Source organism: Rhodococcus opacus (assembly GCF_012396235.1).
Classification (GTDB): Bacteria; Actinomycetota; Actinomycetes; order Mycobacteriales; family Mycobacteriaceae; genus Rhodococcus_F; species Rhodococcus_F opacus.
Map to the genome: position 1 here is coordinate 168,073 of NZ_JAAXPA010000010.1, position 26,793 is coordinate 194,865.

Consider the following 26,793-nt stretch of genomic DNA (forward strand, 5'->3'; position numbering starts at 1 on the left):
ACTACTCGACGGCCTTCTGTGCTCGGGCGGACCGCGACGGCGGGCCGACCGGCAGATATCTAGCGGTCGGGGTCCGAGCCCGGGACGTCGGTGCGGCAAGCTCGGCCAGGTGGTGCAGCGAGTTGGTGAGATGGTCAGGACCGAACGGCGGGAACTGAAGGTACTCCCGGATGGACTGCGGCACCGCCGACCAGTCGTAGGTGAGCGTGACCGCAGTCTCGGAGGGACCACGTGGCACCAGGTCGTAACGCCAGAACCAGCCGCCGAACTCCAGGTGACCGTCGTCCTTCTCCTGGCCCGTCAGCCAGGCAATGGCGCGCGGCGGATCGAGCACCTGGACCTGGTTGGCCACCTGGTAGTCGCCGTTCGGGTGGTTGGGGTGATACATGTCCATCCGGAAGATCTGCCCCACCTCGGTCAGCGGCGCCTGGTCGGCGGCTTCCTGCACCCAGCCGGTGCCGTCGATCGCAGAATGGGTCGTCGGGTCGGCGAGCACCGCGAACACCGTGGCGGCGGGCACGGCCACAGTCAGCGTGGCGCTCACGTTCTCTGGGTCCACGGTGTGCACGCTCCTTGTCACCTCGACTCGAGCCTCCCGCTGGAGCGGAAGGAGCATTCATTACATACAGACTGCGCGGCGACGCGGAATTCATCGGCCGTGGGGTAGCAGAGTTTCCCGTGCCACCAGCTCAGAGAGTTCCGCTCGAGGGCCGGCTGTCGGGACGTGCCGGCAGCGTTCGGCATCTGGGGCACGCCATCGACGATCATTGACGGCATGGCGAACACGAGCGCCCGAACAGGCGACACCGTCCGAGAGTCATACTCGGCCAGATCTCAGGAGTACGTGGACCTCTTTGGCTCCGTGACTTCGACACACCCATCGGATCGGGCCCTGGTGAGCAGCTGGGCCGCCACCCTGACTGGTCCCGTGCTCGACGCCGGCTGTGGGCCGGGGCAGTGGACAGACTTCTTGGCGGCGTGCGGACTTGCTGCGAGCGGGATCGATCTGGTTCCTGAGTTCGTCGAACGAGCTCGTACGCAGTATCCAGACCTCCCGTTCGAAGTCGGCGGCTTCGAGGCAATGGACGCCGAGACGGAATCACTGGGTGGTGTGCTTTCCTGGTACTCGCTCATTCACCACAGTCCGCAGGACATCCAGACTCCGCTCGCCGAGTTCGCACGCGTGATACGGCCGGGCGGAGGGTTGTTGGTGGGCTTCTTCGAAGGAGCAACCGTAGGGACTTTCGACCATGCCGTCACCGCTGCCTATCGTTGGCCGGTAGCGGAACTCAGCCAGAAGTTGGCCACGGCCGGCTTCGAGGTGATCGAGACACATACACGAACGGGGAGCGGTCACAGGCCTCACGGCGCAGTCACCGCACGCCGTTTGCCGTGATCGGGCCCCGGTTTCCGCTCGGCGAGCACGCCCGAACGCAGCCGAGTCGCGCAGCTCGAACGCAAGGATGGCTTCGTCGAGGCCGGTCGGGGACAACCCGAGCCCGTCCCGGTAGAAGCGGAGCGATCGGTCCAGATCGACGATGGGAAGTGAGACGACGACTGTCTTGGGTTTCACGTCTACTCGGCTTTCTCCGGCGCGGTCGAACGCTGATCGAGGTCGAGCGGGGGCGGTTGCCTGGCCGAGGTCCTCAGTTGGCCAGCCGCTCGAGGATCGCTTGTAGTGCCGCGTCACCGCTCTCGCCGTCGAAGATGTTCTGCGCGTGGGCGGAGCCCGGCAGAAGGATCATCTCGTTGTCGACGCCTGGTGAGCTGTCGGCGAGCTGCTGCGACACGTGGGCGACGGGCTCGTCCTCGCTGGCGATGAACAGCTTGGGCTCCCCGCCGAGGCCGTCGACGACCCGGTTGGGTGAGAGCAGTACCAGCTGATCAGGGAGGTCGGGCTGCTGGGAGGCAAGTTGCAGGATCGCATCGGCGCCCGCACTTCCACCCACCAGTGCGACGTCGGCATGCCCGTCGTCGTGGAGCTTTGCGACGGCGGCCGCGATCGACTCCCGGCGCGATGTCCTCGATGGCGACGACAGTGGCACCCTGGTCGGTGATCGCTGTGGCCTGATCCTCCCAGCTGGCGGCGTCGAAGACGGCACCGTGGGCCAGCACCACGCCGTACTCGCCGTTGCCCCACTGCAACGCGCCGCCGCCGCCGATCTCGATCGTGGTGCCGACGGGGTCACCGCCCGTCGATGGTGGGTCGTCCTTGTCGTAACCCGCCCGGTGCTTCGATGACGGAACGTCTGTCGGAGCGCTTCTCTTGCCTGCTGCCCTCGGACCCTCACACACCGGCGACTCCGTCGGGGACCGCACCACTTAGTTCTGTGTGCGGAAGGAGTCTGTATCACGCAGAGAACGAAAACGGGTTGTGCCCCGACCCATCATCTTTGAATACTGGCCTGACCGACCTCGAGGAGAGTGCTTGTCGTGATTCGTGCACGTGGGCGCGTCCAAACCTTCCACACCCGCCATGGACGGGAGAAATCGGAGGTTCGCGCCGTCGACGGGGTGGATCTCGATGTCGCCGAGGGCGAGGTCGTCGGGTTCCTCGGCCCCAACGGGGCGGGGAAGACCACGACGTTGCGGATGCTGACCACCCTGCTGCGGCCGACCGCAGGCGAGGCCACAGTCGCCGGATACGACGTGGTCCGCGAATCCACGCAGGTGCGGCGGAGCATCGGCTACGTCTCGCAGAGCGGTGGGGTCTTCAGCGGCGCCCGGGCGGGGGAGGAGGTGATGGATCACGGCATGCTCTACGGCCGCTCCCGACGGGACGTCGAAACCCGCGGCAGAGAATTGTTTTCGCAATTGCAGCTGGACGGGCTGTGGGAACGGATGCCGAAGACGATGTCGGGTGGGCAGAAACGCCGACTCGACATCGTCATGGGCCTGATTCACGAGCCGAGCCTGATGTTCCTCGACGAGCCGACGACGGGCCTCGATCCTCAGGCGCGGGCGAACCTGTGGGAGCACATTTCCGAGCTGCGGACCCGCCGTGGTGCGACGGTCTTCCTCACCACCCATTACCTGGACGAGGCCGACACCCTCAGCGACCGCATCATCATCATCGACCGTGGTCGAATCGTCGCCTCGGACACGGCGGAGAACCTCAAGGCGCAGGTCGCCGGCGATCTCGTCGACCTCGAAATCGCCGACCTCGACATGGTGCCGCTGGTGAGAGACAAGCTGGGCACGATCGCCGAGGCACCGCGGCACGGTCTGGCCGGTGTGGAGGTGGACGGCCATCATGTCCGTGGTCGGGTCCAGCGTGCCGGGCGCGCGATCCCGGGACTGCTGCGCGACCTCGACCGCACCGACGTGACCCTGGCCTCGATCGAGGTGCACCGGCCGACCCTCGACGACGTGTTCTTGACGTTGACCGGACGGTCCCTGCGCGACGCCGACACCGCCGCCTCCGGTACCGCCACCGGGGACCCTGAATCCGAGTCCACCCCCGCCCCCGCGCTGACCACTCCAGGAGCAGGCCAATGACGTTCGCCCGTGAGAGTTTCATCGTCTTCCGCCGCCAGCTGCGGATGAATCTGCGCAACCCCGCCTGGGTGATCATCGGCCTGTTGCAGCCGGTCATGTACCTATTGTTGTTCGGGCCGTTGCTGACTCCGCTGGTGGGTCAGTTCGGGGTGGACAACGCGTACACGTTCTTCGTGCCGGGCATGTTGGTGCAGTTGGGGATCTTCGGTGCGTTCTTCGCCGGATTCAGCCTGATCGGGGAGTGGCGGGAGGGCGTTATCGAGGCGGAGCGGGTGACTCCGGCCAGTCGCACCGCGTTACTGGTCGGGCGACTGGGTCGGGACCTGCTCCAGTTGTTCGTGCAGGCGATCATCTTGGTGTTGCTCGGCTTCGTGATGGGTATGGAGGCGTCGTTGCTGGGCATCGTGTTCGGGGTGCTGCTGACGTTGCTGCTCGGCGGGGCCTGTGCGGCGGCGTCGAATGCATTCGCCTTGACCACCAAGAGCGAAGACGTGATGGCTCCGGTGATCAACATGGTGATGATGCCGGTGTTGCTTTTGTCCGGAATTTTGTTGCCGATGACGATCGGTCCTGCCTGGTTGCAGACGGCCAGCGATTTCATGCCGATCCGCCATGTCGTCGACGCCGTGCGGGATTCGTTCTTCGGTGACTTCGCGAACTCCGCGATTGTGTGGGGAACCGCGTGGGCGGTGGTGTTGTTCGTCGTCGCGGTGTGGTGGGGAACCCGTACCTTCCGCAAGGAAAACGCCTGACCGAGCGCACCCGCACTGCTGGAAGTCGATGTGCGCGTTGGGTTTGCCGGCCGACGTCGAGATCCGCGTCTCCACCCCCCGGGAGAGAGGCCCCACCGGCGCGAAACACGACTGACGCGGCCGGTGAGGCACTTGTGTTACCGCGCGGGCTCCCGCCCGCGTTACAAGGAGACAGGTGAGATCCAGCTCGCCGTCAGATGTTCTCCTGTCTGCACGCTGGAGGACCACCCACCGGCCCTCCAGTCAGCGAGCGAAGCGCGGGTCGATCGGAGGCAGGGTGGTGGGGCCGAAGTTGTTCGCGATCGGCATCATCGCCGTGAACCAGGTGCGGGCCGGCTCGGTGCCGCCGAACAGGTTGCCGTCCCCACACGAGCGCAGCGGGCTGGTGCAAATCTGTCCAGGGGTCGGTGAGTCCCCGAATACGTAGACGCTGCCGGCCAGGTTGTTGGTGTATCCGATGAATGCCGACGACATGTGCGATTCGGTGGTCCCGGTCTTGCCGGACATCGGCAGCTTCCACCCGGCGGCCGCGGCCGCGGCCGACGCCGTGCCACCGGGCAGGTCGTCCTTGCTGAGCCCGTTGGACAGGGTGTCGGCCAGGCCGGGATCGATGACCTGCTCGCAGGCTTGCTGGGTGAGGGGGACCGGCCTGCCCTCGCGGTCGACGATGGAGTCGATCGGGGTCGGTGGGCACCACTTGCCGTGTGAGGCCAGGGTCGCGGCGACATTCGACAATTCGAGCGGATTGATCCACACCGGGCCCAGGGTGAACGACCCCAGATTCTGGTCCTTCTGCATGTCGGCCAGGCTCTGGTCCCCGAACCCGGAGGTTCCCGGTTCGGTGTACGACCGCATGCCGAGGCGCACCGCCATGTCCACCGTCGCATCCACGCCGGTGGCCTGGAGAAGTTTCACGAACGCGGTGTTCGGGGACTGGGCGAGGGCGTCGGTGACCGACAGCGCCCGCGGATACGGGGCGGCGTTCTGCACGCAATAGGTCGCCGCAGGGCACCCGGGGGCACCGCCGTCGCCCATCCCGCGGGCGTCGAACCGCCCGGGCACGTCGAGGATCGCGTTGAGCCGCAAACCCTTCTCCATGGCTGCTGCGGTGGTGAAGACCTTGAACACCGATCCGGCACCGTGCCCAGACAGTGAATAGGGCAACTCCTGGACCGTCTCCGCGGCGGCTGCGTCCAGGCCGTAGTTGCGGCTCCCCGCCATGGCCAGGACCCGGTGTTGGTCCTGCCCGGGCTGCACGACGTTCATCACGCTCGCGATGTCCGGGAGTTTCGGGTCGGCGTAGGTGGACACCGCCGCCTTCACCGAACCCTGCACGGCCGGATCGAGGGTGGTGCGGATCAGGTAGCCGCCCTTTTCGAGTTGCTCCCGGGACAGCCCGGCGGTCTGGAGGTACTGCAACGCATAGTCGCAGAAGAACCCGCGGTCGCCGGCGGCGATGCATCCGCGGGGCAGGTTGTTCGGTTTCGGGAGCACCCCGAGCGGCGTTTCCTTCAGGGCGCGGATCTCGGCGGCCCGATCCGGAACATTCACGACCAGGGTGTCGAGAACGACATTGCGGCGCTCGAACACCCCCTCGGGGTTGGTGTAGGGGTTGAGCGCGGAGCTGGACTGCACCATACCCGCGAGCATCGCCGACTGCGCCAGGTTCAGGTCCTTGGCGTCGATGCCGAAGTACGTGCGGGCGGCGTCCTGCACCCCGAAGGAACCGTTGCCGAACGGCACCAGGTTCAGATACCGGGTGAGAATTTCCTCTTTGGAGAGTTCCTGATCGAGGGTCATCGCCATCCGGATCTCCCGGATCTTGCGGACCGGCGTGGTCTCGATCGCGGCACGGCGTTCGGCGTCGGTCTTGGCAACCACGTGCAGCAGGTAGTTCTTCACGTACTGCTGATTGATGGTAGAGGCACCCTGTTCGATCTGACCGCTGGTGGTGTTGGTGAAGAACGCCCGCATCGTGCCCTGCCAGTCCACCCCCTGATGTTCGCCGAACCGTCTGTCCTCGATGGAGAGAATCGCCAGTTTCATCTCGTTGGAGATCTGGTCGCTGGGAACCTCGAATCGGCGCTGGTCGTACAGCCAGGCGATCGGGTTCCCGGTGATGTCGGTCATCGTCGTCACCGCCGGCACCACTCCGTCGGCCAGTTCGGCCGAGGAATTACCGACGCTGTCGGCGGCACGGTTGGATGCGTACCCCAGCCCGGCGGCTACCGGGAACATCACCCCGGCCAGCATTACCCCCGCGGCCACGGTGGCGCCGGCGAGTTTGAGAACGGTCCTGGAATGCAATTACGGCACCTCATTCCGACGGGGTGCACCGGAACGAATCTACCGGTGCTGGAACGATAATCGAGCCGCGCGGCACGGTCGGGGAGAGGTGTGGCGCGCGTACCCGTGGCGGTCACGAGAGGGTGGCTGTGGCGTCAGATCCGATGATGGGACGGTAGCCGGTGCCGGTCGGTCACACCCGCAGCACACAGGTGCTGTTCCGCACGGACATGGGCGACTCGGCCGAGGTCGATGACGGTGCCCGGGCGCGGCCCGGCAGGGACAGCCGTGTGCCGACGGCACCGCGCCCCGGGGTGCGGCGCCGCGCGAGCGTCCCGACGAGATCTGGGAGGGTCTCGAGCACATCGCCCGCCGCATTGTTGTGACCAATCCGCACGACCATCCGCTCGGCGGCGATCACCGCCAGCACGGTGAGCAGCGCCGTGCGCCGCCGCGAGGATTGCCGACCGCCACACACAGGGCTCAAGGTAACACCGATAGCGCGTTCCCCAACGGGTTCCGGGGTCAGAGCATCAAAGGCGGTGAAGCGGTGGGCGATCCGCCACCGCTAGGGGAGGGCGGATCAGCGACCACGCCGAAACGGCCGGCCGAAACGTCACCGGAACCTGCGTGCGTCGATACGCTATGGCGGACACACACCGACAGAACGGTCAGGAATCGAGAAGAGCCCGCCCTCGCGCGCACAAAGCGTGGTTGCTGCCATCGCCGACGAGGCGGTCGCCGATGACCGCCGTAGCCCGAGGAGACGAACATGAGCCCCACGATCCGCAGCCTGGTGATCCCCGTGTCCGACCTGAACGCCGCCAAGGCGGTCTACACCGCGCTGCTCGGCGCACCTCACACCGACGAGTCCTACTACGTCGGGTACAACGTGGACGGCTTCGAGGTCGCCCTGAATCCAGGTGACGAGACCGCCGGCCCGGTTGCCTTCGCCGACGTCGAGGATCTCGACGCGACACGCGAAACTCTGCTTGCCGCCGGCGCAACCGAGCGCACCGCTCCGCGTCACGTCGCACCCGAGACACGGATTTGCGTGCTCGCCGATGCCGACGGAAACCCGTTCGGGCTGCGCGGCCGATAGACGTCGGCGTTGCCGGGCGCGAGCGGCGGCGCGGTCTCCGGTGGCTAGTTCGTCGAGGAGATCGAGATGGTGGTGCTGTGACGCCGAGCAACACGCACAATGTTGAGCGTTCTACGCTCAATTCTTCGCCTTGACCTCGATCTCTCCCGGGGAGAAAATTGAGTCGATAACACTCAAGTTCGGTGGGTGTGATGCCGAACGATCGGCGGAAGCACCACACCCACCCGGTGTGGTGCTGGAGGCGGTCATGGCTCGCGCGGTGGGTATCGATTTGGGGACCACGAACTCGGTGGTGTGCGTGCTCGAGGGCGGCGACCCGAAGGTGGTCGCCAACTCGGAGGGTGCGCGCACGACCCCGTCGGTGGTGGCATTCGCGAAGAACGGTGAGGTGCTGGTCGGCCAGCCCGCGAAGAACCAGGCAGTCACGAACGTGGACCGGACGGTGCGCTCGGTGAAACGGGAGATCGGCACCGACTGGCATGTGGCGATCGACGACAAGAAATACAGCGCGCAGGAGATCAGTGCCCGGGTGCTGATGAAACTGAAGAGGGACGCGGAATCGTATCTGGGTGAGGACATCACCGACGCGGTGATCACCGTCCCCGCGTACTTCGAGGACGCCCAGCGTCAGGCCACGAAGGAAGCCGGCCAGATCGCCGGTCTCAACGTCCTGCGGATCGTCAACGAGCCCACCGCGGCCGCACTGGCCTACGGCCTGGACAAGGGCGACAAGGAACAGACCATCCTGGTCTTCGACCTCGGTGGCGGCACCTTCGACGTCTCGCTGCTCGAAATCGGTGAGGGCGTCGTCGAAGTCCGGGCCACCTCCGGTGACAACCACCTCGGTGGTGACGACTGGGACGACCGGATCGTGAAGTGGCTCGTCGACAAGTTCAAGGCTCAGAACGGCATCGATCTGACCAAGGACAAGATGGCCCTGCAGCGTCTCCGTGAGGCCGCGGAGAAGGCCAAGATCGAACTGTCCTCCTCGCAGAGCACGTCGATCAACCTGCCCTACATCACCGTCGACGCGGACAAGAACCCGCTGTTCCTAGACGAGCAGCTGTCGCGCAGCGAGTTCGAGAAGATCACGTCCGATCTCCTCGACCGCACCCGGGCCCCGTTCCAATCGGTGATCAAGGACGCGAAGATCGCCGTCAAGGACATCGACCAGGTCGTGCTCGTCGGTGGTTCCACCCGTATGCCCGCCGTGACGAATCTGGTGCGCGAGCTTACCGGCGGAAAGGAACCGAACAAGGGTGTCAACCCGGACGAGGTCGTCGCCGTCGGCGCTGCCCTGCAGGCCGGTGTTCTCAAGGGCGAGGTCAAGGACGTGCTGCTCCTCGACGTCACCCCGCTGTCCCTCGGCATCGAGACCAAGGGTGGCGTGATGACCAAGCTCATCGAGCGCAACACCACCATCCCGACCAAGCGTTCGGAGACCTTCACCACCGCTGACGACAACCAGCCCTCGGTGCAGATCCAGGTGTTCCAGGGTGAGCGCGAAATCGCCTCGCACAACAAGCTGCTCGGCTCGTTCGAGCTCGCGGGGATTCCGCCGGCCCCCCGTGGGGTGCCGCAGATCGAGGTCACCTTCGACATCGACGCCAACGGCATCGTGCACGTGACCGCGAAGGACAAGGGCACCGGTAAGGAGAACACGATCAAGATCCAGGAGGGCTCGGGCCTGTCCAAGGAGGAGATCGACCGGATGATCAAGGACGCCGAGGCGCACGCCGCGGAGGACGCCCAGCGCAGGGAGGAAGCGGAGGTCCGCAACCAGGCCGAGTCGCTGGTGTACCAGACCGAGAAGTTCATCAAGGACAACGAGGACAAGGTACCCGCCGACGTCAAGGAGAAGGTCGAGTCGTCGATTGCGAATGCCCAGGAGAAGTTGAAAGGCAGCGATGTCGCGGCGATCAAAACGGCCATCGAAAAACTGGCCACCGACTCGCAAGCCCTGGGTCAGGCGATCTACGACGCGCAGGCGAAGGACTCGGCCGCTCCCGGCGGGGGGAACGGGTCCTCTGAAGGCACCGATGAAGTCTTCGACGCTGAGGTGGTGGACGAACCTGGACGGGAGGACACCCGATGAGTGGGAGCGAGCGCCGCAACGGCGACAAGCCGCCGCGGGAACCGATCTCGATCACCGACAAACGCCGCGTCGATCCGGAGACCGGCCGGGTACGTGGGCACACCCCGAGCGAGCCTGTCACCCCGACCCCACAACGGGAACCCGACCCGACCACGCCGGACGCCGAGATGCACCCTGGTGACCGGACCGATCGAACCGCGGGCGAAGACCCTGATCGAGTGACGGAGTTGACCGCCGATCTGCAGCGGGTGCAAGCCGAGTACACCAACTACCGACGCCGGATCGAACGCGACCGGCACGCGGCCGTCGAGGCCGCGACGGCGTCGGTGGCGGCGAAATTTCTCGGGATCCTCGACGACCTCGACCGCGCCCGCGAGCACGGCGACCTCGAAAACGAACCACTGCGTGCGATCGCGGCCAAGCTCGGTGCAATCCTGAGCGGCCTGGGAGTGGCCGCATTCGGCGAAGAGGGCGAGCGCTTCGATCCCACCCTGCACGAAGCGGTCCAGCACGAAGGCACCGGGGGTGATCCCGTTGTAGACCGGGTGCTGCGCCGCGGCTACACATTCGGTGACCACAAGGTGCTGCGGACCGCGACGGTCTCCGTCGTCGAGGGGGTGGCCCCGCCGGGAAATGTCACGGGCACGGCACCGGCCGGCGATTCCTGAGACGCCGACCGACAGCCTGACGGCGCCGGTCTCGGAGCGCACGGCGCTCTCGCGCAGCGGCCCCGCGAAGGAAGGAGGATGCCAAGTGTCGCAGCAGGAATGGTTCGACCGTGACTTCTACGCCGCCCTGGGTGTCCCTTCGACGGCGTCGGCCGAAGAGATCAAGAAGGCGTACCGCAAGCTGGCGCGGGAGCTGCATCCGGACGCCAACCCGGACAACACCGAGGTGGAGGAACGATTCAAGAAGGTCAGCGAGGCGCATGCGGTGCTCTCGTACCCCGCCAAACGCAAGGAATACGACCGCATGCGCAGGCTGTACCGGTCCGGGGCGTTCACCGGGACGGGTTTTCCTCCGCGCGCCGGGTCGGGCGGCTTCGACTTCGGGGACCTGTTCGGGAGCGGTTCACCCTTCATCGTGGGCGATCCTCTGGGCGGGGTCGGTGACGTGCTCGGGGATCTGTTCCGGCGCGCCGGAACCCGAACTGCGTCGGCCCGGCCGAGGCGGGGCAGTGACGTCGAGACCGAGACCCGGCTGTCGTTCCGGGAGGCGGTCGCCGGGATGGTGTTGCCGCTGCGGGTGAGTGGGCCGATGGTGTGCACCAGCTGTCACGGCTCCGGCACACGACCGGGAACCCGGGGCACGGGATCGATCGTCGACGCCCCGTGCCCGGACTGCCAGGGCGCCGGGATCGGGGACCGCACCCGCACCGTCTCCGTCCATGTTCCGCCCGGGGTGAGCGACGGGCAACGCATCCGGCTACCGGCGCAGGGCGAACCTGGTCTCGGCGGGGCGCCGTCGGGGGACCTGTACGTCACCGTGCGCGTGGACCCGGACCCGGTGTTCGCCCGCAGCGGCAATGACCTCACCGTCACCGTTCCCGTGTCGTTCGCCGAACTAGCCTTGGGGACAATGCTGTCCGTGCCCACCCTCGAAGGTCAGGTCAGTGTGAAGATCCCGCCAGGCACCCAGTCCGGGAGAACGTTCCGACTGCGCGGACGCGGGGTGCCCCACCGCGGCGACGCGGCGGGCGATCTGCTGGTCACCGTGGAGGTCGCGGTCCCGCCCGATCTCGGCCACGAAGCCGCTGAGGCGCTGCGGGCGTACGCCCGGGCAGAGGAAACAGGAGGATTCGACCCCCGCGCCGGCTGGGCCGACGGTAAGTGATGTCGGGAACGATCCCGAACATGCCCCGGTCCTCAGCGGTGTCACCTCGACACTCATTCAGTCGAGGGTGAGCTGGTGGCGGTGGAAGTCGAAGTGCAGGCCAGGGTAGCGGTAGAGCTGTTCGGCGGTCATGTAGTCGTCGAAGAACGGATCCCAGCGGACTGGAAAGTACATGCCACGGTGCAGGTTCGCGTCCGTCTCCCGGGCCAAGGAACGTTGCAGCGACGCAATGAGGCGGTCGAAGTGGCGGCCCATCCGGCGTCGGTTGTAGACGCGCGCCGCCAGGGCGGAGCCTCGATAGTTGACCTCGTCGAAGACTGGGGTGGCGGCATCGAGCGCATGCGCGAACCGTCGGCTCGCCCCCTCAGGCAACCAGGAGAACATCCGGATCAGCAGGAGCAGCCGGCGAACCACCATGTAGCCGAAGACCATGTGGAACAGCAGCTGCTCGTTGGTCCACCGGGTACCGGACGAACGCCGCGAGAGCTCGACGGAACTCGCGGCGTCGAGCAACTCGTGCAGCACGCTGCGGGCGCGCTCGAGGTCCGCGGCGATCGCGGCACGATCGACAGGTGGCTGCTCGGACATGATGCTCCCCAACTGATTCGGAAGCTTAGCCGGCGACGGGGGAGCGGCGTTCGAGGACGACGGTGTCGCGCCAGATGCCGTCGAGTTGGGCGATGCGTTCGCGGACACCGAGGGTCCGGAATCCGGCGGAGTGGTGCAGGGCGATGCTGGCACGGTTCTCCGGGAAGATCGAGGTCTGCAAGGTCCACAGCCCGGCCTCGTCGGCGGCGATCACCTGGGTGCGCAGCAGGACTTTGCCGACACCGCGCCCGCGCATCCCGTCGGCGACGTAGATCGAGTTCTCGGCCACCCCGGCGTAGCAGGCCCGCCCGGACGTCGGGGACAGGGCGGCCCAGCCGACCACGACGTCGTCGATCTCGGCGACCCACCGATGCCCGGGAAGCCATTGCGCGTCCAGGGTTTCCCGGGCGGGGACTTCGGTGGTGAAGGTGGCGTTGCGGGTGGCGATGCCCTCGCCGTAGATCCGGCGCACCGGCTGCCAATCCTCGTTGCGCATCGGGCGAACCGTGACGTCTTGGGGCAGGTCGTCCGGGCAGCAGGGGCGCGCGGTCAGCACCCCCATCACTGCGTCGGCGGCGTGCGGCAGACCGGTGCAGCAGGACGGGTTGACCCTGACCACAGTGCTGGTGCCGTTCTTGTGGACAGACACGAACCCGACATCGGCGAGCCTGCGCACGTGGTGCGAGACGGTGGGCTGGCCGATGCCCAGTGCCTCGGCCAGCGCGCCAACGGTGATCCCGGCCGGGCGGGAGGCGACCTGATGCAGCAGCCGCACCCGGGTGGGATCGGCCAGACAGGCGAACCACCCGGCGTAGGCCAGCGCGTCCTCCGGCGCCAACGCATCCACCTGATCGGCGCCGGAGGTGTGGACGGCCGGCATGTCCAGGGAAGTCATACCTCACTATATCGATATTGATCGATGGTTGCCTTCATCGACACGCATCGATACTCTCTGGGGTCAGAGGATCGATGAACATCGATGGAAGGATGATCGAGATGAGCACCTTGCCCGTAGTCGTCGTCGGCGGCGGACCGATCGGCCTCGCTGCCGCGGCGCAGCTGTGTGAGCGCGGCCTGACCCCGCTGGTCTTCGAACGCGGTCTCGCGGCCGGTGCGGCGATCTCCGAGTGGAACCACGTGCGGCTGTTCTCCAGTTGGGCTGAGCTGATCGACCCGGCCGCCCGCCGCCTGCTCGACACCACCGACTGGACCGCCCCTGACGACGACGCGTACCCGACCGGCCAGGACTGGACCGACAACTATGTGCAACCCCTCGCCGCCGCCCTCGGCGACATCGTGCAGCTGGGCACCGAGGTGATCGGCGTGGCCCGCCGCGGCCGGGACCGGGTCGTCGACGCCGGCCGCGACACCGAACCCCTGTCCGTGCACATCCGTCGCGCCGACGGCACCGAGGACCGCGTCCTCGCGCAGGCTGTCATCGACGCTTCCGGCACATGGGGCACCCCCAATCCGCTCGGTGGTGAAGGCCTGCCCGCGCTCGGCGAGCGCGCCGCCACCGAGGTCATCGAGTACCGGGTCCCGGACGTCGACGACCCCGACGTGCGGGACCGGTACGCGAGCAAGCACATCGTGATCGCCGGCAGCGGCCACTCCGCGCTCACCGCGATCGTGGCGCTGGCCGATCTGGAGCAGCAGGCCCCGGGCACCCGGATCAGCTGGGTGCTGCGCCGCGGCGACGTCGGCTCCACCTTCGGCGGCGGCGACGACGACGAGCTGCCCGCCCGCGGCGCCCTCGGCCTACGCGCCAAGCGAGCGGTCGACGAAGGACTGCTGACGGTGGTTCCCGGGTTCCGCACCGCCACCATCGAACCCGACGGCGACAGCGGCCGGGTGGCGTTGATCTCCGACACCGGCGCCCGCATCGAGGACGTCGATCAGGTGGTGGTGCTCACCGGATTCCGGCCCGACCTGTCCTGGCTCTCGGAAATCCGCCTCGGCCTGGATCCGGTGCTGCAGGCCCCGGTCGAGTTGGCGCCGCTGATCGACCCGAACGTGCACTCCTGCGGCACCGTCTACCCGCACGGGGTCGCCGAACTGTCCCATCCGGAGCCGAATGTGTTCCTGGTCGGGATGAAAAGCTACGGCCGCGCCCCGACGTTCCTGGCGATGACCGGGTACGAGCAGGTCCGCAGCATCGCCGCCGCCCTGGCCGGCGACCACGACGCCGCCGCCCGCGTCGAACTCACGTTGCCCGAGACCGGCGTCTGCGGTGGCGCCGGGGTGCCTGCCTGACCGCGCCCGGTGCCGCGGCTGATCGAACGGGGCTCCGTCCCGTCTCCGGCCGCTCACCGGGCATCCCGCAATACCGGCGCCTAGTTCTGTGGCAGGTGCGTCCAACTCGAAGTTGGTTCGTCTGAAGAAGCGGACTCTCACTCACCACCGGGTGGGAGCACACCTTCCGAGAGGAACTTCCGATGACCACCCACCCGATTACCCGCCCCGCCCCTTACCGGTTCGGGGGTGTGCGATGAGCGCCCCGGCCGTCGTGATCGAAGATGTGCACGTCGCCTACGGCACAACGTGGGCTCTCGACGGCGTCGACCTGGTGGCCGCCGCCGGGACCACGCTCGGGGTGCTCGGCCATAACGGTGCCGGCAAGACCACCCTGATCCGCACCCTCACCACCCTGGTGCGTCCCACCATCGGCCGCGTGCAGATCGAGGGCCTGGACGTTGTCGCCGACGCTACCGAGGTCCGTCGCCGGATCGGGGTGACCGGCCAATACGCCGGGCTCGACGAATTCCTCACCGCCCGGGAGAATCTGGAGCTGATCGGCCGCCTGACCGGGCTGCGGCGCACCGCCCGAGCGCGGGCCGACGCGTTGATCGACCGGCTCGGTCTGGACGAGTACGCGGCTCGGCGGGTCGGGGAACTCTCCGGGGGCTCGCGCCGCCGGATCGATCTGGCCGCCAGTCTCGTCGGATCCCCGTCGGTGCTTTTCCTGGACGAGCCGACCACGGGCCTGGACCCCCTCGCCCGCGCCGGGCTGTGGGACGTCGTGGACGAGCTCACCGAGGCGGGCACCACGGTCGTGCTCACCACCCAGTACCTCGAGGAAGCGGACCGGCTCGCCGACCACATCGTGGTCCTCAGCCGGGGCCGGGTCGCCGCCCGCGGCACCCCGACCGATCTGAAACGGATCGTCGGCGGCAAGGTCGTCAGCGCGACCGTTCCCGCCCATCAGCTCGCCGCGCTGCCGTTCATCCCGGACACCGACCGGGTCGACGACAACCGGGTTCGGGCGTCGGTCACCGTCGACGACGCCCCCGCCGCGATCGCGCTGGTCGCCGACCTGCACGACCGCGGCATCGAGGTCACCGACCTGGACGTAGCTTCCCCGAGCCTCGACGACGTCTTCACCCACCTCGCCCACAGCGCCGGAGCCCACAAATGACCACCATTCGCACCACGGCCGAGCGGTCCCCGATCGGGGACCAGCTCGCCGCGCTCACCGTCCGGAACCTGCGCACCAGCTCGCGTGTTCCGCAGCTGTTGATGTTCTCGCTGACCATGCCGATGGCGATGCTGGTGCTGTTCAGCCAGGTGTTCCGCAGCGTCGCGGCCGGACCCGGCTTTCCGGCCGGGGTCAGTTACATCGTCTTCCTCACTCCGGCGATGCTCGCCGTCTCCACCGTGATGGCCGGCACCAACGCCGGAGTCTCCGCCGCGATCGATCACACCAACGGTGTGCACGACCGCTTCGCTGCCCTGCCGATGCGGGCGGCGTTGCCGGGGGTGGCCCGCACGATCAACGAGGCCGTCTTCACCCTCGCCCGGGCTGCGTTGCTCGGGATCGCCGCCGTGGCTTTGGGTTTCGAGTTCCACGGCACTGCAGGTGATGCCGTCGCCGCGGTCATCGTGCTGGTGGTGCTGGCTGGGGCGATGAGCGCCCTGTTCGGGCTGATCGGGGACCGGCTCCGCCGCCCGGACGTCGTCCAGTTCGCCGGGATGATGGTGATGATGCCGCTGATGTTCGTCTCGAGTGCGTTCGCGCCGATCGAGACCATGCCCGGCTGGATGCAAGCCATGGCCACGGTGAATCCGGTCGCGCACGCCACCGACGCCCTACGCGGCCACGTCCTCGGCACCGCCACCGCCGGCGACACCGCCGCAGCCCTGGTCGCGGCGATCGGGTTGTGGGCGGTGGTGACCGCCGTGCCCGTGCTGACCCGCCTGGTTCGGTCGGCACGCACCCGCTGAACGACGAACCCGCCCTGCCCATCCCGCAACGGGAGGGGCAGGGCGGGTTTGGTGTGTGCCCTCCTGGTCCGGAGCCGGGCACTCTTCTGGCCCCTACCCCGGTGGAGTGGGGTAGAGGCTGGGAGAGCGCTGTGGTCAGCGGATGCGCCCGGTGCGGGCGTCGACGGCGCTCATGCGGCGGCGTCGAGCAGATGCAGTTCCTCCGCCACGATCAGATCGACCTCTTCGCTGGTCAGACCCGACAACAGATGTGTGGTCAGCATCGCTCTCACCTCCTCACCGCGCTTCTACTGGTACGTCGAACCGGAGAACCCGGAATCGACATCGACACCCATACAGACGAGGAACTTCGGATTCGGACGCACTGCGTCCGATCGCGGTCACTGTCGTCCGAACCTCTGGAAGGACCCTGACCCGAGGGGTCGCCACCGCGCCTCGGGGCGAGGATCCTGTAAGACGGAGAGGAACCACAGATCATGAACGAGGACACGGCCACCACCGCGACGACACCAGCGGATCTCGACCAGCTCTGGCGCCGCTTCTCGAGCGACTTGCGGGCCTTCATCGCCCGCCGGGTCTCGCGTCCCGAGGACGCCGACGACATTCTGTCGATCGTGTTCCTGCGGATGGCCAAGAGCCTGGACAACCTGCGCGAGCAGGACCGCCTCCTCGGCTGGATGTATGCGATCACCCGCAACGCGATCACCGACTACTACCGGTCCGCGCCCCATCGCCGCGAGCTGGCGGTCGATACCGTCCCCGACAACCCCCTCGACGGCGAACCGGACGCCGACGAGACGGCGGAGAAGGAACTCGCCTCCTGCCTGGTACCGATGCTCTCGAGGCTGCCCGCCGAGCAGGCCGCGGCGGTGAAGATGGTCGACCTCGACGCCCGAACCCACGCCGCGGCCGCCGGGGAGGCCGGGATCTCGGTGTCCGGGATGAAATCCCGGGTCCAACGCGGCCGCGCTGCCCTCCAGTCCCAATTGCACGCCTGCTGTCAGATCAGCCAGGACCGGACCGGTCACGTGCACGACTACCAGCCTCGCAGCGGATCCTGCGCCTGCGGAGCCACACCCACGGATGGCCGGTAGACCGGAGCATCGGCTCTGCTGACAGCGATCGCACCGCCGTTGTTGCCGAACTAACGGCTACTGGCAGCCGCATCCGCCGCCCGCCGTCGCCGCCGGACCGCAGCACGTCGACTTCTCACTGTGATCGCAGCAGGTGGCTTGTCGTTCGGTGCTGCAACACGTGGGCGCCGCAGCCTGAGGGGTTGCGTCCGTCCGATCCGTCGACGGGTTTTCGAACTCATTGGGGTTGGTCATGGTGACTCCTCGATCCGTGGGGATGGGTACCAGAACAGACGGAGGAGATCGAGGATGGACGCACTGGCCCCTCGGCAGTAGCCGGTCAGGTGAGCACAGCGGCGGGTGCACCGCCCGGTGCGCCGGTGACGGCATACACGGCGCCGTCGGCGTAGGCGGTCACGTACAGCGTGCCGGCGGTGTCCGGATCGACGAGCAGGAATCGGTGGGGTCCGAACGACCCGGAGGTCGAGTAGTCCGCGCCGGAGACGGATAGCAGATCGCCGTCCGCGACGTCCCACAGGTCTCCGAACGGTCTACGGCCGAAGAGTCAATGCCGAGCGTCGTATTCGCGGGACGGTCGGTCACGGGTGGGGTGCTGGGAGCCGAGTGGTCGGCGCTCACCGCGGTGGAGTCGCTTGGTGTGCCTTCGTCGGTCCGTTTCCGTCATGCCACCCCACACACCATAGGGTTCACCCACCGCGAGTGCGTGATCGCGGCACTGTTCGAGCACGGGGCAGGGCAGGCAAATCTGCCGGGCCTGTGCTTCGCGCCGGTTGCGGGCGTGGCCGCGTTCAGCGTCGGGTGAGAAGAACACTGCCAGATCGTTACCACGGCACGCGGCACGTGCCTGCCAGTCACCGGAATCGCGTGTGACGTTGTCCCTGCGCGTGGGGGAATCGTCGAGGGGCGGAGGATGCGGCATCGTGTTCATTCGAACACCGCCGGCGTCGTGGGCGCCGCACGTTGCGGAGGGACCGCAATGCGAGGTTCCTGCTGCTCTCTCCGGCCGTCAACGGCCGATGGCCTGGACAGGACGTGCTCGGCCGCGTTGGCCACGCTGGCGTGGTTGCGGCGGGCAATGTCGAGGAGAGCATCAAAGGCGGCATCCCGGCTGCAGCCATAGTGCTCGGCCAGGAGTGTTGCCGCGGCGGACAGTTGCGGTGCCCGCGCGTTGTCCGAAGGGTCCCGTCCGTCTGCGGCAGCGGTGTCAGTGGGCATGGAGAGTCCTTTCGCTGCGTACGCGGTCCAGGCGGCATGGGCGGCCACGCATCACCGCCGGCGCGGCGGGTTCTCTCTCCAGAGTCGTCGGCGAGACGATCGGAGAACACCGACATTCACCTAGTCATACCTAGGCGCGTGGTACGACGAGATTCAGCATCCGGCCACGATGCGCCACGCGTTGCAGTTCACCGACGCCGTTCGATACGGCGAGTCTCGGCGATCGCCGTGCTGGTCGACTCGGCGGAAACGACTCGTCCGGGGGTGGTCGGGGGCCGACACCGCCGATGATTGGCGGTGTCGACGAGGTGACCAACGGGACGGCGCCGAGCGATTCCCCCGAACCCGAGGCGGCGATGGCGAAACTGTCAACACCTCGATGCTGGGCCGCAACCGGGTGGGTTGACGCAGAACCGACAACGGTCACCCGGTGCGCCGGGGCCGGGATCCATCGTGCTGACACCTCATTGCGTGGCGACCGAAAGTCCGCACACCGACTGCACATTCCTCACCGGTGTCTGTCGACGACGCGCCCAGACAGTCGTCGATCCACATGCGGGTGGACCGGTGTGACCACGACAGAGGTCAGACTCCCGATGATGGGCTTCCGGGCACCGGGCTGACGGTGTCGCTGTCCCACGTTGTCTTCTGATCGGGAGTTGGCGGGGAGTGCTTCAAGTTCAGGGGCGGAGAGACGGCCTCGACGCAGTCCGCTGACGCACAGAGGCAGGTCGTCATGAGGTCGATGGCGATCGCCACGCACCATGCGTGATCCTCGGGCCACCACAGATGCGCGCTCATTTCGCGAGCGGTGATGCGGCCGGGTTGGTACGTGCCCATTTCTGGACGAATGGCGCGGTACGCGCTGATCGAATGCAACGGCAGTGGATGGGCCTGAGCTGACCCACGTGCCACGGCGACGGAAGACCGCACCTTGCGACTACCTCACACACCAGTCGTCGCGTTCGGGAGATACGGGATCTGCACTGCCCGAAACCCGAGCTCGCTGATGGTGGCCCGTGCTCGGCCCTCGGTGTTACTTCCTTCGGGAAGCCGGTGTTCCTCGAAAGCATCGGGGGCCGCCTGGTGCGAAGCCCCGGGCGGCCCCACCTCCTCGTCCTCGGACCCGCTATGGTGCCGCCCGGTCGGAAGTCGAGACGGTGCTGATCACGCTGTTGCGTGCGGCGTGAGCGCTGGGTGAGGGGCCGCCTCCGAGTGGGTCAGTCGCGGATGACGGCGTCGGCCTCGATCTCGATGAGCAGGCCGGGGGCGATCAACGCGCTGACCTCCAGGATCGTGGTGGCGGGACGGATTTCGCCGAAGACCTCGCCGTGAGCGATGCCGGCCTCTTCCCACCGGCTCATGTCGGTGAGGTACATGCGGGTGCGGATGACATCGGTCGTGCTCGCGCCGGCCTCGGTGAGTGCTGCCTCGATTCGGCGCAGTGCCTCCCGGGTCTGTTCTCCGAGATCGTCTCCACCGACGGGACCGTCGGGGCCTGAGGCTGTGGTGCCTGACACGGACACGAGCTGACCGATCCGCACGGCTCGGGAATAGCCGATCTTGGCTTCCCACTCGGAACCGGACGAGACGTTGTTTCTGTTCGACATGAGCGACATTGTCGCAAGCGCCGATCCGGCGCTCACCAGCGCGGTCGTACTCGACGGTCCGGTCTCCTCGCGGGTCGAAGTCTTGACACCGGTTAGAACAAATGTTCGCATGTACCCATGAGGTGGGATGGGCAAGCGGTCGACGCCGACGACGGTGCATTGCCGGGGCTGGAGCGCGCCGGGCTCGTGCGCAGCGTGCAGACGCCCGAGTTCGACGGCATCACCTTCCACGAGGTGCTCTGCAAGAGCGCGCTGAACAAGATGCCCGAGGAGTCGCAACTGCCTTTCCGCTTCACTGTCAACGCTTTTCGCGGATGCTCACACTCGTGTCGCTACTGCTTCGCACGGCCCACCCACGAATACCTCGACCTCGACGCGGGCCGCGATTTCGACAGTCAGATCGTCGTGAAGACCAACGTCGCGGCGGTGCTGCGCAAGGAACTGGGGCGTAGGTCTTGGAAGCGGGAACACGTCGCTCTCGGCACCAACACCGATCCCTATCAGCGAGCGGAGGGCCGGTACCGTCTGATGCCCGGCATCATTCGGGCGCTGGCCGAATCCGCCACTCCGTTCTCGATACTCACCAAGGGGACGTTGCTGCGGCGCGACCTCCCGCTGCTGACGCTCGCAGCCCAGCAAGTGCCGGTGAGCATCGGCGTGTCGCTGGCGATCCACGATCCCGACCTCCAGAAGTCGATCGAGCCGGGCACACCCTCGCCGAAGGCGCGCCTCGATCTGATCCGGGCGATCACCGACGCCGGACTGCCCTGCAATGTGATGGTGGCCCCCGTCATTCCCTTCCTGACCGATTCGGTACGGCATCTGGACGGTCTACTCGAATCGATCGCCGACGCCGGCGCCTCGGGTGTGACCGTCTTCCCGATGCACCTGCGGGGCAGCACCAAAGGCTGGTTCATGAACTGGCTGTCGACGGAGCATCCCGCGCTCGTCCGTCAATACCGGCAGTTGTACGGGCGGGCGGCCTACGTTCCGCCCGAATACAAGTCGTGGCTGAAGCAGCGAGTCGACCCACTCGTCGACCGGTACGGTCTGGGCGGCGGGGCGAACCATCGGGAGGCCGGGCGCACCGAGGCCGTCGAGTCCGATCGCGGTGAACCGGTCGGTGTCGGTCGTCCCGGACCGGCGCTCACTCTGTTCTGACGTGAACGGTCCGCCTCGGCTCGTACCATTCGGCGCCGGCAGGTTCTCCCGCCATGTTCCAGCTCCACGAGATGGTCGGTGCGATGCGCACGTAGAGACCGGGACCGACCATTCCGTCCCGCTCCACCGGCTGATCGGCCGTGCCGTAGACCCGGATGGATCGCGCGACGAACGGCTCGAACGACACCAGGTCGTCGACGACCAGCGACACCTTGTCGTTCCCGGCCCGGATGTTCCGGAACTTGCGGGTACCGGTGACGGACGGTCCGGAACCTCCCACCCAGAAGTCCGTTCCGTCGAACTCGAACGCGAGGGGAACCACGTCGGGTTGCCCGTCTGCGCCCACGGTGGCGACGCGGGCGATCGGCTGCGACCGCAGGTAGGCGATCTCTTCGTCCGTGAACGACATGGAAACTCCTCGAAGTCAACCGATGTTCCTGCGTCGACACTAGCCAAGCGGACGAGTAACGCTCCCCGCATTCCCGGAGACAAGGGGAGAGGGGTTCGCCCGACGCACAACGACCGAGGAGCGCCATGCCTGTGGGAAATCTGGTTGTCCGATCGGCGGTGGTGGGTTCGCTCGCCGCGGCCGCACTGCTCGGTGCACCGGCCGCCGCCGCGGCGGATACGGCGACCCTGACCCCCACCTACACGATCGGCCACGGTCTGAGCCCTGGCGACATCAGCGTGTGCGGAGGGCGGATCGACGCCCAGGCGTCGTCCGACTACCCGGAGCCGCACGGGCCGAACTACGTTCTGTTGAAGACGTACTTCGTGGGCACCTCCCGGGTCTGCCTGGTCGACGGAACCCTGCACTGGCGCAACCTCGACACCGGCGCCTCCGGAACGAAGCAGTGGGCGTTGAGCGGATGGGACGGTCCGGGCGCACCGACAGCCGTGTACTTCGATCCGGGGCCGGGCCGGGTCGGCATCGAGATCACCACCAGCACCCCGAACATTCCGGGTCGGGGCGAGTTCACCGCGTCCTGAGCGTCGTTGCCGCGGGTTCAGGCGAACACGTTGTCCAGCCAGGACTGCCACGCGTCCTGCGACTTCTCCTGGTCGGCACCCGCGGCGAACAGGTGGTGCGCCGCGTCGACCGTCCCGCCGAACGCGTTCCGGCCGTAGAACCGGTACAGCGCATCGGCGGTCCGGATGCCGATGAAATGCGGCGTCAGGTAGTCGACGACGCCGTCGACGGTGCCGAAACCGGGGACGTCGACGGACACGGTGTCGCCGGTGGTCGAGGTGTCGGTCAGGCCGAGCGCGCCGCGGAGGGTGGCCATTGCGCCGGGACCGGTGGACGTATCCGGGCCGCCGGTCGTGATGTAGGTGGCCGCCCGGCCTGCGAAGTACTGGACGTACTGGCAGAGGCTGTGAAGGTAGAACGTGGTGTGCTTGTCGGCGCCGTCGTACTGCGCGTCCCAGTCGTCGGTGAAGATGCCGCTGTGGACGTAGCGCAGCGCCGCGGTTCCGCCGTCGCGGGCCTCGATGAGGTATTCGAGGGCGTTGAACCAGCCGTCGGGACCTTCCTGGCGCACGGCGAACTTCTGCGGCGGCTCCCACGCGACGACGGTCGGGTCGTCCGGTCCCTCGCTGCCGACGCCGGGATCGAGTTCGGAGGGGAACATCCACCCGCCGGTGCCGCTGGTGACGGCGGCGAACACCTCTTCCGGGGTGGCGTTCAGGACGACCTCGCGGCGAATCTCGAAGTTCTCGGACATGGCTAGCTCTCCTCGTGGCGGTTGTCGGGTGACTTCGCTTGCTCGGACGGTGTTTTCAGGCTGGGGTGCAGTGCGACGACGAGTCGGTGTCTGCGGCCGTTCGGGGCGTTCTCGTCGTGGTATCGGGCCACCAGGTGCTTCACGGACTCGCCGAGTTCGTCGGCGAAGGCGGACCGGTCGGCCGCGGACGCGAACCGGATGTCGCTGTCGATCGCGTAGGTGGCCAGCGGCTGACGCGCCGCCGTGGCACCGGCGATCAGCTCGCCGACCTCACGCACCAGGCGCGCGGCCAGTGCCACCAGCCAGCGGGCCGACAGTTGGTCCGGCGACCGGTCGGGATCGGGGGCGAGGGCGGCGAACGCAGCGGGGGAGATGACGTACGACGCCGCGGTGGCCTGGAAGACCCGTTCGGTGACGTTGCCCTTCTTGCGTTCCTCGACGAGTTCGACGAGGCCGTGCTCCTCGAGCGCCCGCAGGTGGTAGTTGGCCTTCTGTCGCGTCAATCCGACCGTCGCGGCGATGGAACTCGCCGAACCGGGTTCGGCCAGCGCCGCCAGCAGCCGTGCCCGGACCGGGTCCAGGGAGATCTCGGCGGCGCCCGCTTGATCGATCACTGCTACGTCCAACATGCGTCAACTCTCGCACCGACAGTAAATTCTGTCAAGACAAATATAATTGTCGGTGATGCAAGTGGTCAGCGCAGCGCCGGCGGAGTGTTCAGATCGCGTGCCGAATAGGTGTCGCAGGCCTGGACCTGACCCGTCCGGTACCCGGTGGCGAACCACTTCTGGCGCTGCTCCGAGGAGCCGTGCGTCCAGCCCTCCGGATTCACCCGAGCGCCCGCGGACTGCTGGATCCGGTCGTCACCGACCGACGAGGCGGCGGAGAGGGCGTCGTCGATATCGGTGTCGGTGAGGGGGTTCAGGAACGGCGGCCCACCGTCGGGGCCGGGGAGGGTATCGGCGTAGTGGGCCCACACGCCCGCGTAGCAGTCGGCCTGCAACTCGGTTCGCACCGCGGCCGAGTCGGCGCCCCGCGGGTCGGCCTGCGCCCGCCCGATGTCGCCGAGCTGGTTCTGGATGTGATGGCCGAACTCGTGCGCCACGACGTACTCCTGTGCCAGCGGTCCGCCGCTGGACCCGAAGCGGTCGACGAGGAGCTGGAAGAAGCTGGTGTCGAAGTACGCCGTCGAGTCCGCCGGGCAGTAGAACGGTCCGACCTCGCTGGTGGCGTTGCCGCAGCCGGTGTTGACCGAACCGGAGAACAGCACGACCTCCGGCGGCACGTACGCCGTGCCGGTCTGTGGCGCGAGTTCCTGCTGCCACACGGAGTCGAGACTGCCTGCGGTGAACACCACCCGGCAGTTCACGTCGCGGTTGGCGTCCGCGCCGGTCTCGCATCCGGCGAGGCCGGCGCCGGAATTCTGGCCGGCGGAATCGGTGGTGCCGCTGAGGCCGCCGAGCAGCGAGCCGGGATCGCCGCCGAGGAGCAGTGCGAGGACCAGCACGATCAGACCGCCGGCGCCGCCGCCCATCGCGAACTTGCCGCCGAGACCACCGCCGCCCCCGCCCCCGACCGACACCCGGCCGGAGTCCATTCGGGCGCCCTCGTTGAAGGTCATGTGTCGTCGCTTTCTCGTGAGTTTTCCGGTGCGTGCCGATCGAGCCTCGCACGTGAAGCGGGTATGCGTTTCCGCTCACGCACGGTGTCTCCGTAGGATCTCAGCCAACGAAGTAGCTTGCCCCATGTTTCGAAAGGAATCCCGTGCTGCGCACACATCTCGCCGGTTCATTGCGAGCCGAGCAGGCCCAGCAGACCGTAACCCTCACCGGTTGGGTTGCCAGGCGTCGTGATCACGGCGGGGTGATCTTCATCGATCTACGTGACGCGTCGGGTGTCTCCCAGGTGGTGTTCCGGGAGGGCGCCGCCGCCGAGCAGGCTCACCGTCTGCGCGCGGAGTACTGCGTCAAGGTGACCGGTGTGGTCGAGGTGCGTCCCGAGGGCAACCAGAACTTCGAGATCCCCACCGGGGCCATCGAGGTCAACGTCACCGATCTCGAGGTCCTCAACGAGAGCGCGCCGCTGCCGTTCCAGCTGGACGATCAGGCCGGTGAGGAAGCGCGCCTGAAGTACCGCTACCTGGACCTGCGCCGTGAGGGACCCGGTCACGCCATCCGGTTGCGGTCCAAGGTCAACGCCGCGGCGCGCGCCGTGCTCGCGCATCACGAGTTCGTCGAGGTCGAGACACCCACGTTGACGCGGTCGACGCCGGAGGGCGCCCGCGACTTCCTGGTTCCCGCGCGACTGCAGCCGGGCAGCTTCTACGCGTTGCCGCAGAGCCCGCAGCTGTTCAAGCAGCTGCTCATGGTCGGTGGCATCGAGCGCTACTACCAGATCGCGCGCTGCTACCGCGACGAGGACTTCCGCGCGGACCGCCAGCCCGAGTTCACTCAGCTCGACATCGAGATGAGCTTCGTCAACCAGGACGACGTCATCCTCCTCGCCGAGGAGGTGCTGTCGTCGCTGTGGAAGCTGGTCGGGCACGAGATCAAGACGCCGATCGCGCGGATGACCTACGCGGAGGCGATGCGACGCTACGGCTCCGACAAGCCGGACCTGCGTTTCGGTGTCGAACTGGTGGAGTGCGCCGAGTTCTTCAAGGACACCACGTTCCGGGTCTTCCAGCAGGAATACGTCGGCGCTGTGGTCATGCCCGGCGGTGCGAGCCAGCCGCGTAAGCAGCTCGACGCCTGGCAGGAATGGGCGAAGCAGCGCGGGGCCAAGGGCCTGGCGTACGTGCTCGTCGGCGAGGACGGCACGCTCGGCGGACCGGTGGCCAAGAACCTCACCGACGCCGAACGCGAGGGGCTCGCCGCGCACGTCGGCGCGAAGCCGGGCGACTGCATCTTCTTCGCCGCCGGCGCCACCAAGTCGTCCCGTGCGCTGCTCGGCGCCGCGCGTGGCGAGATCGCCCGCAAGCAGAACCTCATCGACCCGGACGCGTGGGCGTTCGTGTGGATCGTCGACGCACCGCTGTTCGAGCCGACCGCGGACGCCACCGCGAGCGGCGACGTCGCGCTCGGCTACAGCGCCTGGACGGCGGTGCACCACGCGTTCACCTCGCCCAAGCCGGAGTCTTTCGACACGTTCGACACCGACCCGGGTTCCGCGCTGGCGTACGCCTACGACATCGTCTGCAACGGCAACGAGATCGGTGGCGGCAGTATCCGTATCCACCGCAAGGACATTCAGGAGCGAGTGTTCAAGGTGATGGGCATCTCCCACGAGGAGGCCGAGGAGAAGTTCGGCTTTCTGCTCGACGCGTTCGCGTTCGGCGCCCCGCCGCACGGCGGCATCGCGTTCGGCTGGGACCGCATCACCGCCCTGCTGGCCGGTGTCGACTCGATCCGTGAGGTCATCGCGTTCCCGAAGTCGGGCGGCGGCGTCGATCCCCTGACCAGTGCTCCGGCTCCGATCACCGCGCAGCAGCGCAAGGAGTCCGGGGTGGACGCCAAGCCGGAGCCGAAGGGCGAGGCCGCGGCGGCCAAGCTCGACGCACCCGCAGCCAAGTAGGCGGGCCCGCCGGCGCGATCTGCCGGCGGGACTCGATTGAC

At 67.5% G+C, this 26,793-nt stretch carries 27 protein-coding genes; 14 read left to right on the forward strand and 13 right to left on the reverse strand.

Annotation, left to right across the window (positions count from 1 at the left end; translation table 11 throughout):
• Position 1: 1 nt before the first annotated feature.
• The gene (locus HGB39_RS16005) at positions 2-559 is read right to left on the reverse strand and encodes an SRPBCC family protein (protein WP_231137900.1); all 558 of its coding nucleotides are present in this window, start codon (positions 557-559) and stop codon (positions 2-4) included.
• 216 nt (positions 560-775) lie between these two features.
• On the opposite strand from HGB39_RS16005, the gene HGB39_RS16010 reads away from it, so the two are divergent.
• On the forward strand, positions 776-1,396 hold the full coding sequence (locus HGB39_RS16010) for a class I SAM-dependent methyltransferase (RefSeq protein WP_169692894.1): 621 nt from the start codon (positions 776-778) through the stop codon (positions 1,394-1,396).
• A 250-nt stretch (positions 1,397-1,646) separates the two neighbouring features.
• On the opposite strand, the gene HGB39_RS38720 is transcribed toward HGB39_RS16010, so the two are convergent.
• On the reverse strand, positions 1,647-2,045 hold the full coding sequence (locus HGB39_RS38720; protein ID WP_005568897.1) for an alpha/beta hydrolase family protein: 399 nt from the start codon (positions 2,043-2,045) through the stop codon (positions 1,647-1,649).
• 388 nt (positions 2,046-2,433) lie between these two features.
• On the opposite strand from HGB39_RS38720, the gene HGB39_RS16020 reads away from it, so the two are divergent.
• Complete coding sequence (locus HGB39_RS16020) at positions 2,434-3,498, forward strand: daunorubicin resistance protein DrrA family ABC transporter ATP-binding protein (protein ID WP_043790840.1); 1,065 nt, start codon at positions 2,434-2,436, stop codon at positions 3,496-3,498.
• Positions 3,495-4,250 (forward strand): ABC transporter permease, encoded by a 756-nt coding sequence (locus tag HGB39_RS16025; RefSeq protein WP_005568899.1) that lies wholly within the window; start codon positions 3,495-3,497, stop codon positions 4,248-4,250. Before HGB39_RS16020 ends, HGB39_RS16025 begins: the two co-directional genes overlap by 4 nt.
• Positions 4,251-4,493: 243 nt before the next feature.
• Here the strand turns inward: HGB39_RS16025 and HGB39_RS16030 are convergent, their stop codons facing one another.
• Positions 4,494-6,557 (reverse strand): transglycosylase domain-containing protein, encoded by a 2,064-nt coding sequence (locus HGB39_RS16030; RefSeq protein WP_005262572.1) that lies wholly within the window; start codon positions 6,555-6,557, stop codon positions 4,494-4,496.
• Between the two features lie 172 nt (positions 6,558-6,729).
• Positions 6,730-7,014, reverse strand: a complete 285-nt coding sequence (locus tag HGB39_RS16035; protein WP_005568900.1) for a hypothetical protein — start codon at positions 7,012-7,014, stop codon at positions 6,730-6,732.
• A gap of 294 nt (positions 7,015-7,308) precedes the next feature.
• Here HGB39_RS16035 and HGB39_RS16040 point away from each other — a divergent pair, with 294 nt between their 5' ends.
• From HGB39_RS16040 to HGB39_RS16055, 4 genes are all read left to right on the forward strand, one after another.
• Entirely contained in the window at positions 7,309-7,638 is a 330-nt protein-coding gene (locus tag HGB39_RS16040) for a VOC family protein (RefSeq protein WP_005568901.1), read from the forward strand.
• Between the two features lie 247 nt (positions 7,639-7,885).
• On the forward strand, positions 7,886-9,733 hold the full coding sequence (gene dnaK, locus HGB39_RS16045) for a molecular chaperone DnaK (RefSeq protein ID WP_005568902.1): 1,848 nt from the start codon (positions 7,886-7,888) through the stop codon (positions 9,731-9,733).
• A complete protein-coding gene (gene grpE / locus HGB39_RS16050) occupies positions 9,730-10,401 on the forward strand; it encodes a nucleotide exchange factor GrpE (protein WP_005568903.1) in 672 nt (223 codons plus the stop codon). Before dnaK ends, grpE begins: the two co-directional genes overlap by 4 nt.
• Before the next feature lie 85 nt (positions 10,402-10,486).
• Positions 10,487-11,566 (forward strand): DnaJ C-terminal domain-containing protein, encoded by a 1,080-nt coding sequence (locus HGB39_RS16055; protein WP_043790857.1) that lies wholly within the window; start codon positions 10,487-10,489, stop codon positions 11,564-11,566.
• A 57-nt stretch (positions 11,567-11,623) separates the two neighbouring features.
• On the opposite strand, the gene HGB39_RS16060 is transcribed toward HGB39_RS16055, so the two are convergent.
• A complete protein-coding gene (locus HGB39_RS16060; protein ID WP_005568905.1) occupies positions 11,624-12,154 on the reverse strand; it encodes a DinB family protein in 531 nt (176 codons plus the stop codon).
• A gap of 25 nt (positions 12,155-12,179) precedes the next feature.
• Positions 12,180-13,049: a helix-turn-helix domain-containing GNAT family N-acetyltransferase gene (locus HGB39_RS16065; protein WP_064081066.1), complete on the reverse strand. Its 870-nt coding sequence runs from the start codon at positions 13,047-13,049 to the stop codon at positions 12,180-12,182.
• A 101-nt stretch (positions 13,050-13,150) separates the two neighbouring features.
• Here HGB39_RS16065 and HGB39_RS16070 point away from each other — a divergent pair, with 101 nt between their 5' ends.
• From HGB39_RS16070 to HGB39_RS16085, 4 genes are all read left to right on the forward strand, one after another.
• Complete coding sequence (locus HGB39_RS16070) at positions 13,151-14,407, forward strand: NAD(P)-binding domain-containing protein (RefSeq protein ID WP_052024008.1); 1,257 nt, start codon at positions 13,151-13,153, stop codon at positions 14,405-14,407.
• A 235-nt stretch (positions 14,408-14,642) separates the two neighbouring features.
• Positions 14,643-15,569 (forward strand): ATP-binding cassette domain-containing protein, encoded by a 927-nt coding sequence (locus HGB39_RS16075; protein ID WP_054247873.1) that lies wholly within the window; start codon positions 14,643-14,645, stop codon positions 15,567-15,569.
• Complete coding sequence (locus HGB39_RS16080) at positions 15,566-16,375, forward strand: ABC transporter permease (protein ID WP_005574260.1); 810 nt, start codon at positions 15,566-15,568, stop codon at positions 16,373-16,375. Before HGB39_RS16075 ends, HGB39_RS16080 begins: the two co-directional genes overlap by 4 nt.
• Positions 16,376-16,851: 476 nt before the next feature.
• The gene (locus tag HGB39_RS16085; protein ID WP_005574258.1) at positions 16,852-17,469 is read left to right on the forward strand and encodes a sigma-70 family RNA polymerase sigma factor; all 618 of its coding nucleotides are present in this window, start codon (positions 16,852-16,854) and stop codon (positions 17,467-17,469) included.
• 544 nt (positions 17,470-18,013) lie between these two features.
• Here the strand turns inward: HGB39_RS16085 and HGB39_RS16090 are convergent.
• The 3 genes from HGB39_RS16090 to HGB39_RS16100 all read right to left on the reverse strand — a co-directional run bounded on the left by HGB39_RS16090 (position 18,014) and on the right by HGB39_RS16100 (position 20,303).
• Positions 18,014-18,388: a WhiB family transcriptional regulator gene (locus HGB39_RS16090; RefSeq protein ID WP_005574257.1), complete on the reverse strand. Its 375-nt coding sequence runs from the start codon at positions 18,386-18,388 to the stop codon at positions 18,014-18,016.
• 5 nt (positions 18,389-18,393) lie between these two features.
• Entirely contained in the window at positions 18,394-18,684 is a 291-nt protein-coding gene (locus HGB39_RS16095) for an ANTAR domain-containing protein (protein ID WP_005262351.1), read from the reverse strand.
• Between the two features lie 1,220 nt (positions 18,685-19,904).
• Entirely contained in the window at positions 19,905-20,303 is a 399-nt protein-coding gene (locus HGB39_RS16100) for a RidA family protein (RefSeq protein WP_005574254.1), read from the reverse strand.
• Between the two features lie 108 nt (positions 20,304-20,411).
• On the opposite strand from HGB39_RS16100, the gene HGB39_RS16105 reads away from it, so the two are divergent.
• Positions 20,412-21,455, forward strand: a complete 1,044-nt coding sequence (locus HGB39_RS16105; protein ID WP_005574252.1) for an Rv2578c family radical SAM protein — start codon at positions 20,412-20,414, stop codon at positions 21,453-21,455.
• Here the strand turns inward: HGB39_RS16105 and HGB39_RS16110 are convergent.
• Positions 21,442-21,864, reverse strand: a complete 423-nt coding sequence (locus HGB39_RS16110; RefSeq protein WP_005574251.1) for a PPOX class F420-dependent oxidoreductase — start codon at positions 21,862-21,864, stop codon at positions 21,442-21,444. The two genes, HGB39_RS16105 and HGB39_RS16110, sit on opposite strands and share 14 nt — an antisense overlap.
• 125 nt (positions 21,865-21,989) lie before the next feature.
• Between HGB39_RS16110 and HGB39_RS16115 the strand changes: the two genes are divergently transcribed.
• Positions 21,990-22,445, forward strand: a complete 456-nt coding sequence (locus HGB39_RS16115; protein ID WP_043793763.1) for a hypothetical protein — start codon at positions 21,990-21,992, stop codon at positions 22,443-22,445.
• Positions 22,446-22,462: 17 nt separating this feature from the next.
• Here HGB39_RS16115 and HGB39_RS16120 read toward each other — a convergent pair whose 3' ends face one another.
• The 3 genes from HGB39_RS16120 to ypfJ form a co-directional block, all read right to left on the reverse strand.
• Complete coding sequence (locus tag HGB39_RS16120; RefSeq protein WP_005574247.1) at positions 22,463-23,179, reverse strand: SRPBCC family protein; 717 nt, start codon at positions 23,177-23,179, stop codon at positions 22,463-22,465.
• Between the two features lie 2 nt (positions 23,180-23,181).
• The gene (locus HGB39_RS16125) at positions 23,182-23,808 is read right to left on the reverse strand and encodes an ArsR/SmtB family transcription factor (protein WP_005262343.1); all 627 of its coding nucleotides are present in this window, start codon (positions 23,806-23,808) and stop codon (positions 23,182-23,184) included.
• Between the two features lie 65 nt (positions 23,809-23,873).
• A complete protein-coding gene (ypfJ, locus tag HGB39_RS16130; protein WP_005574245.1) occupies positions 23,874-24,800 on the reverse strand; it encodes a KPN_02809 family neutral zinc metallopeptidase in 927 nt (308 codons plus the stop codon).
• Between the two features lie 143 nt (positions 24,801-24,943).
• Here ypfJ and aspS point away from each other — a divergent pair, with 143 nt between their 5' ends.
• The gene (gene aspS, locus HGB39_RS16135) at positions 24,944-26,752 is read left to right on the forward strand and encodes an aspartate--tRNA ligase (protein ID WP_005574242.1); all 1,809 of its coding nucleotides are present in this window, start codon (positions 24,944-24,946) and stop codon (positions 26,750-26,752) included.
• Positions 26,753-26,793: the final 41 nt, after the last annotated feature.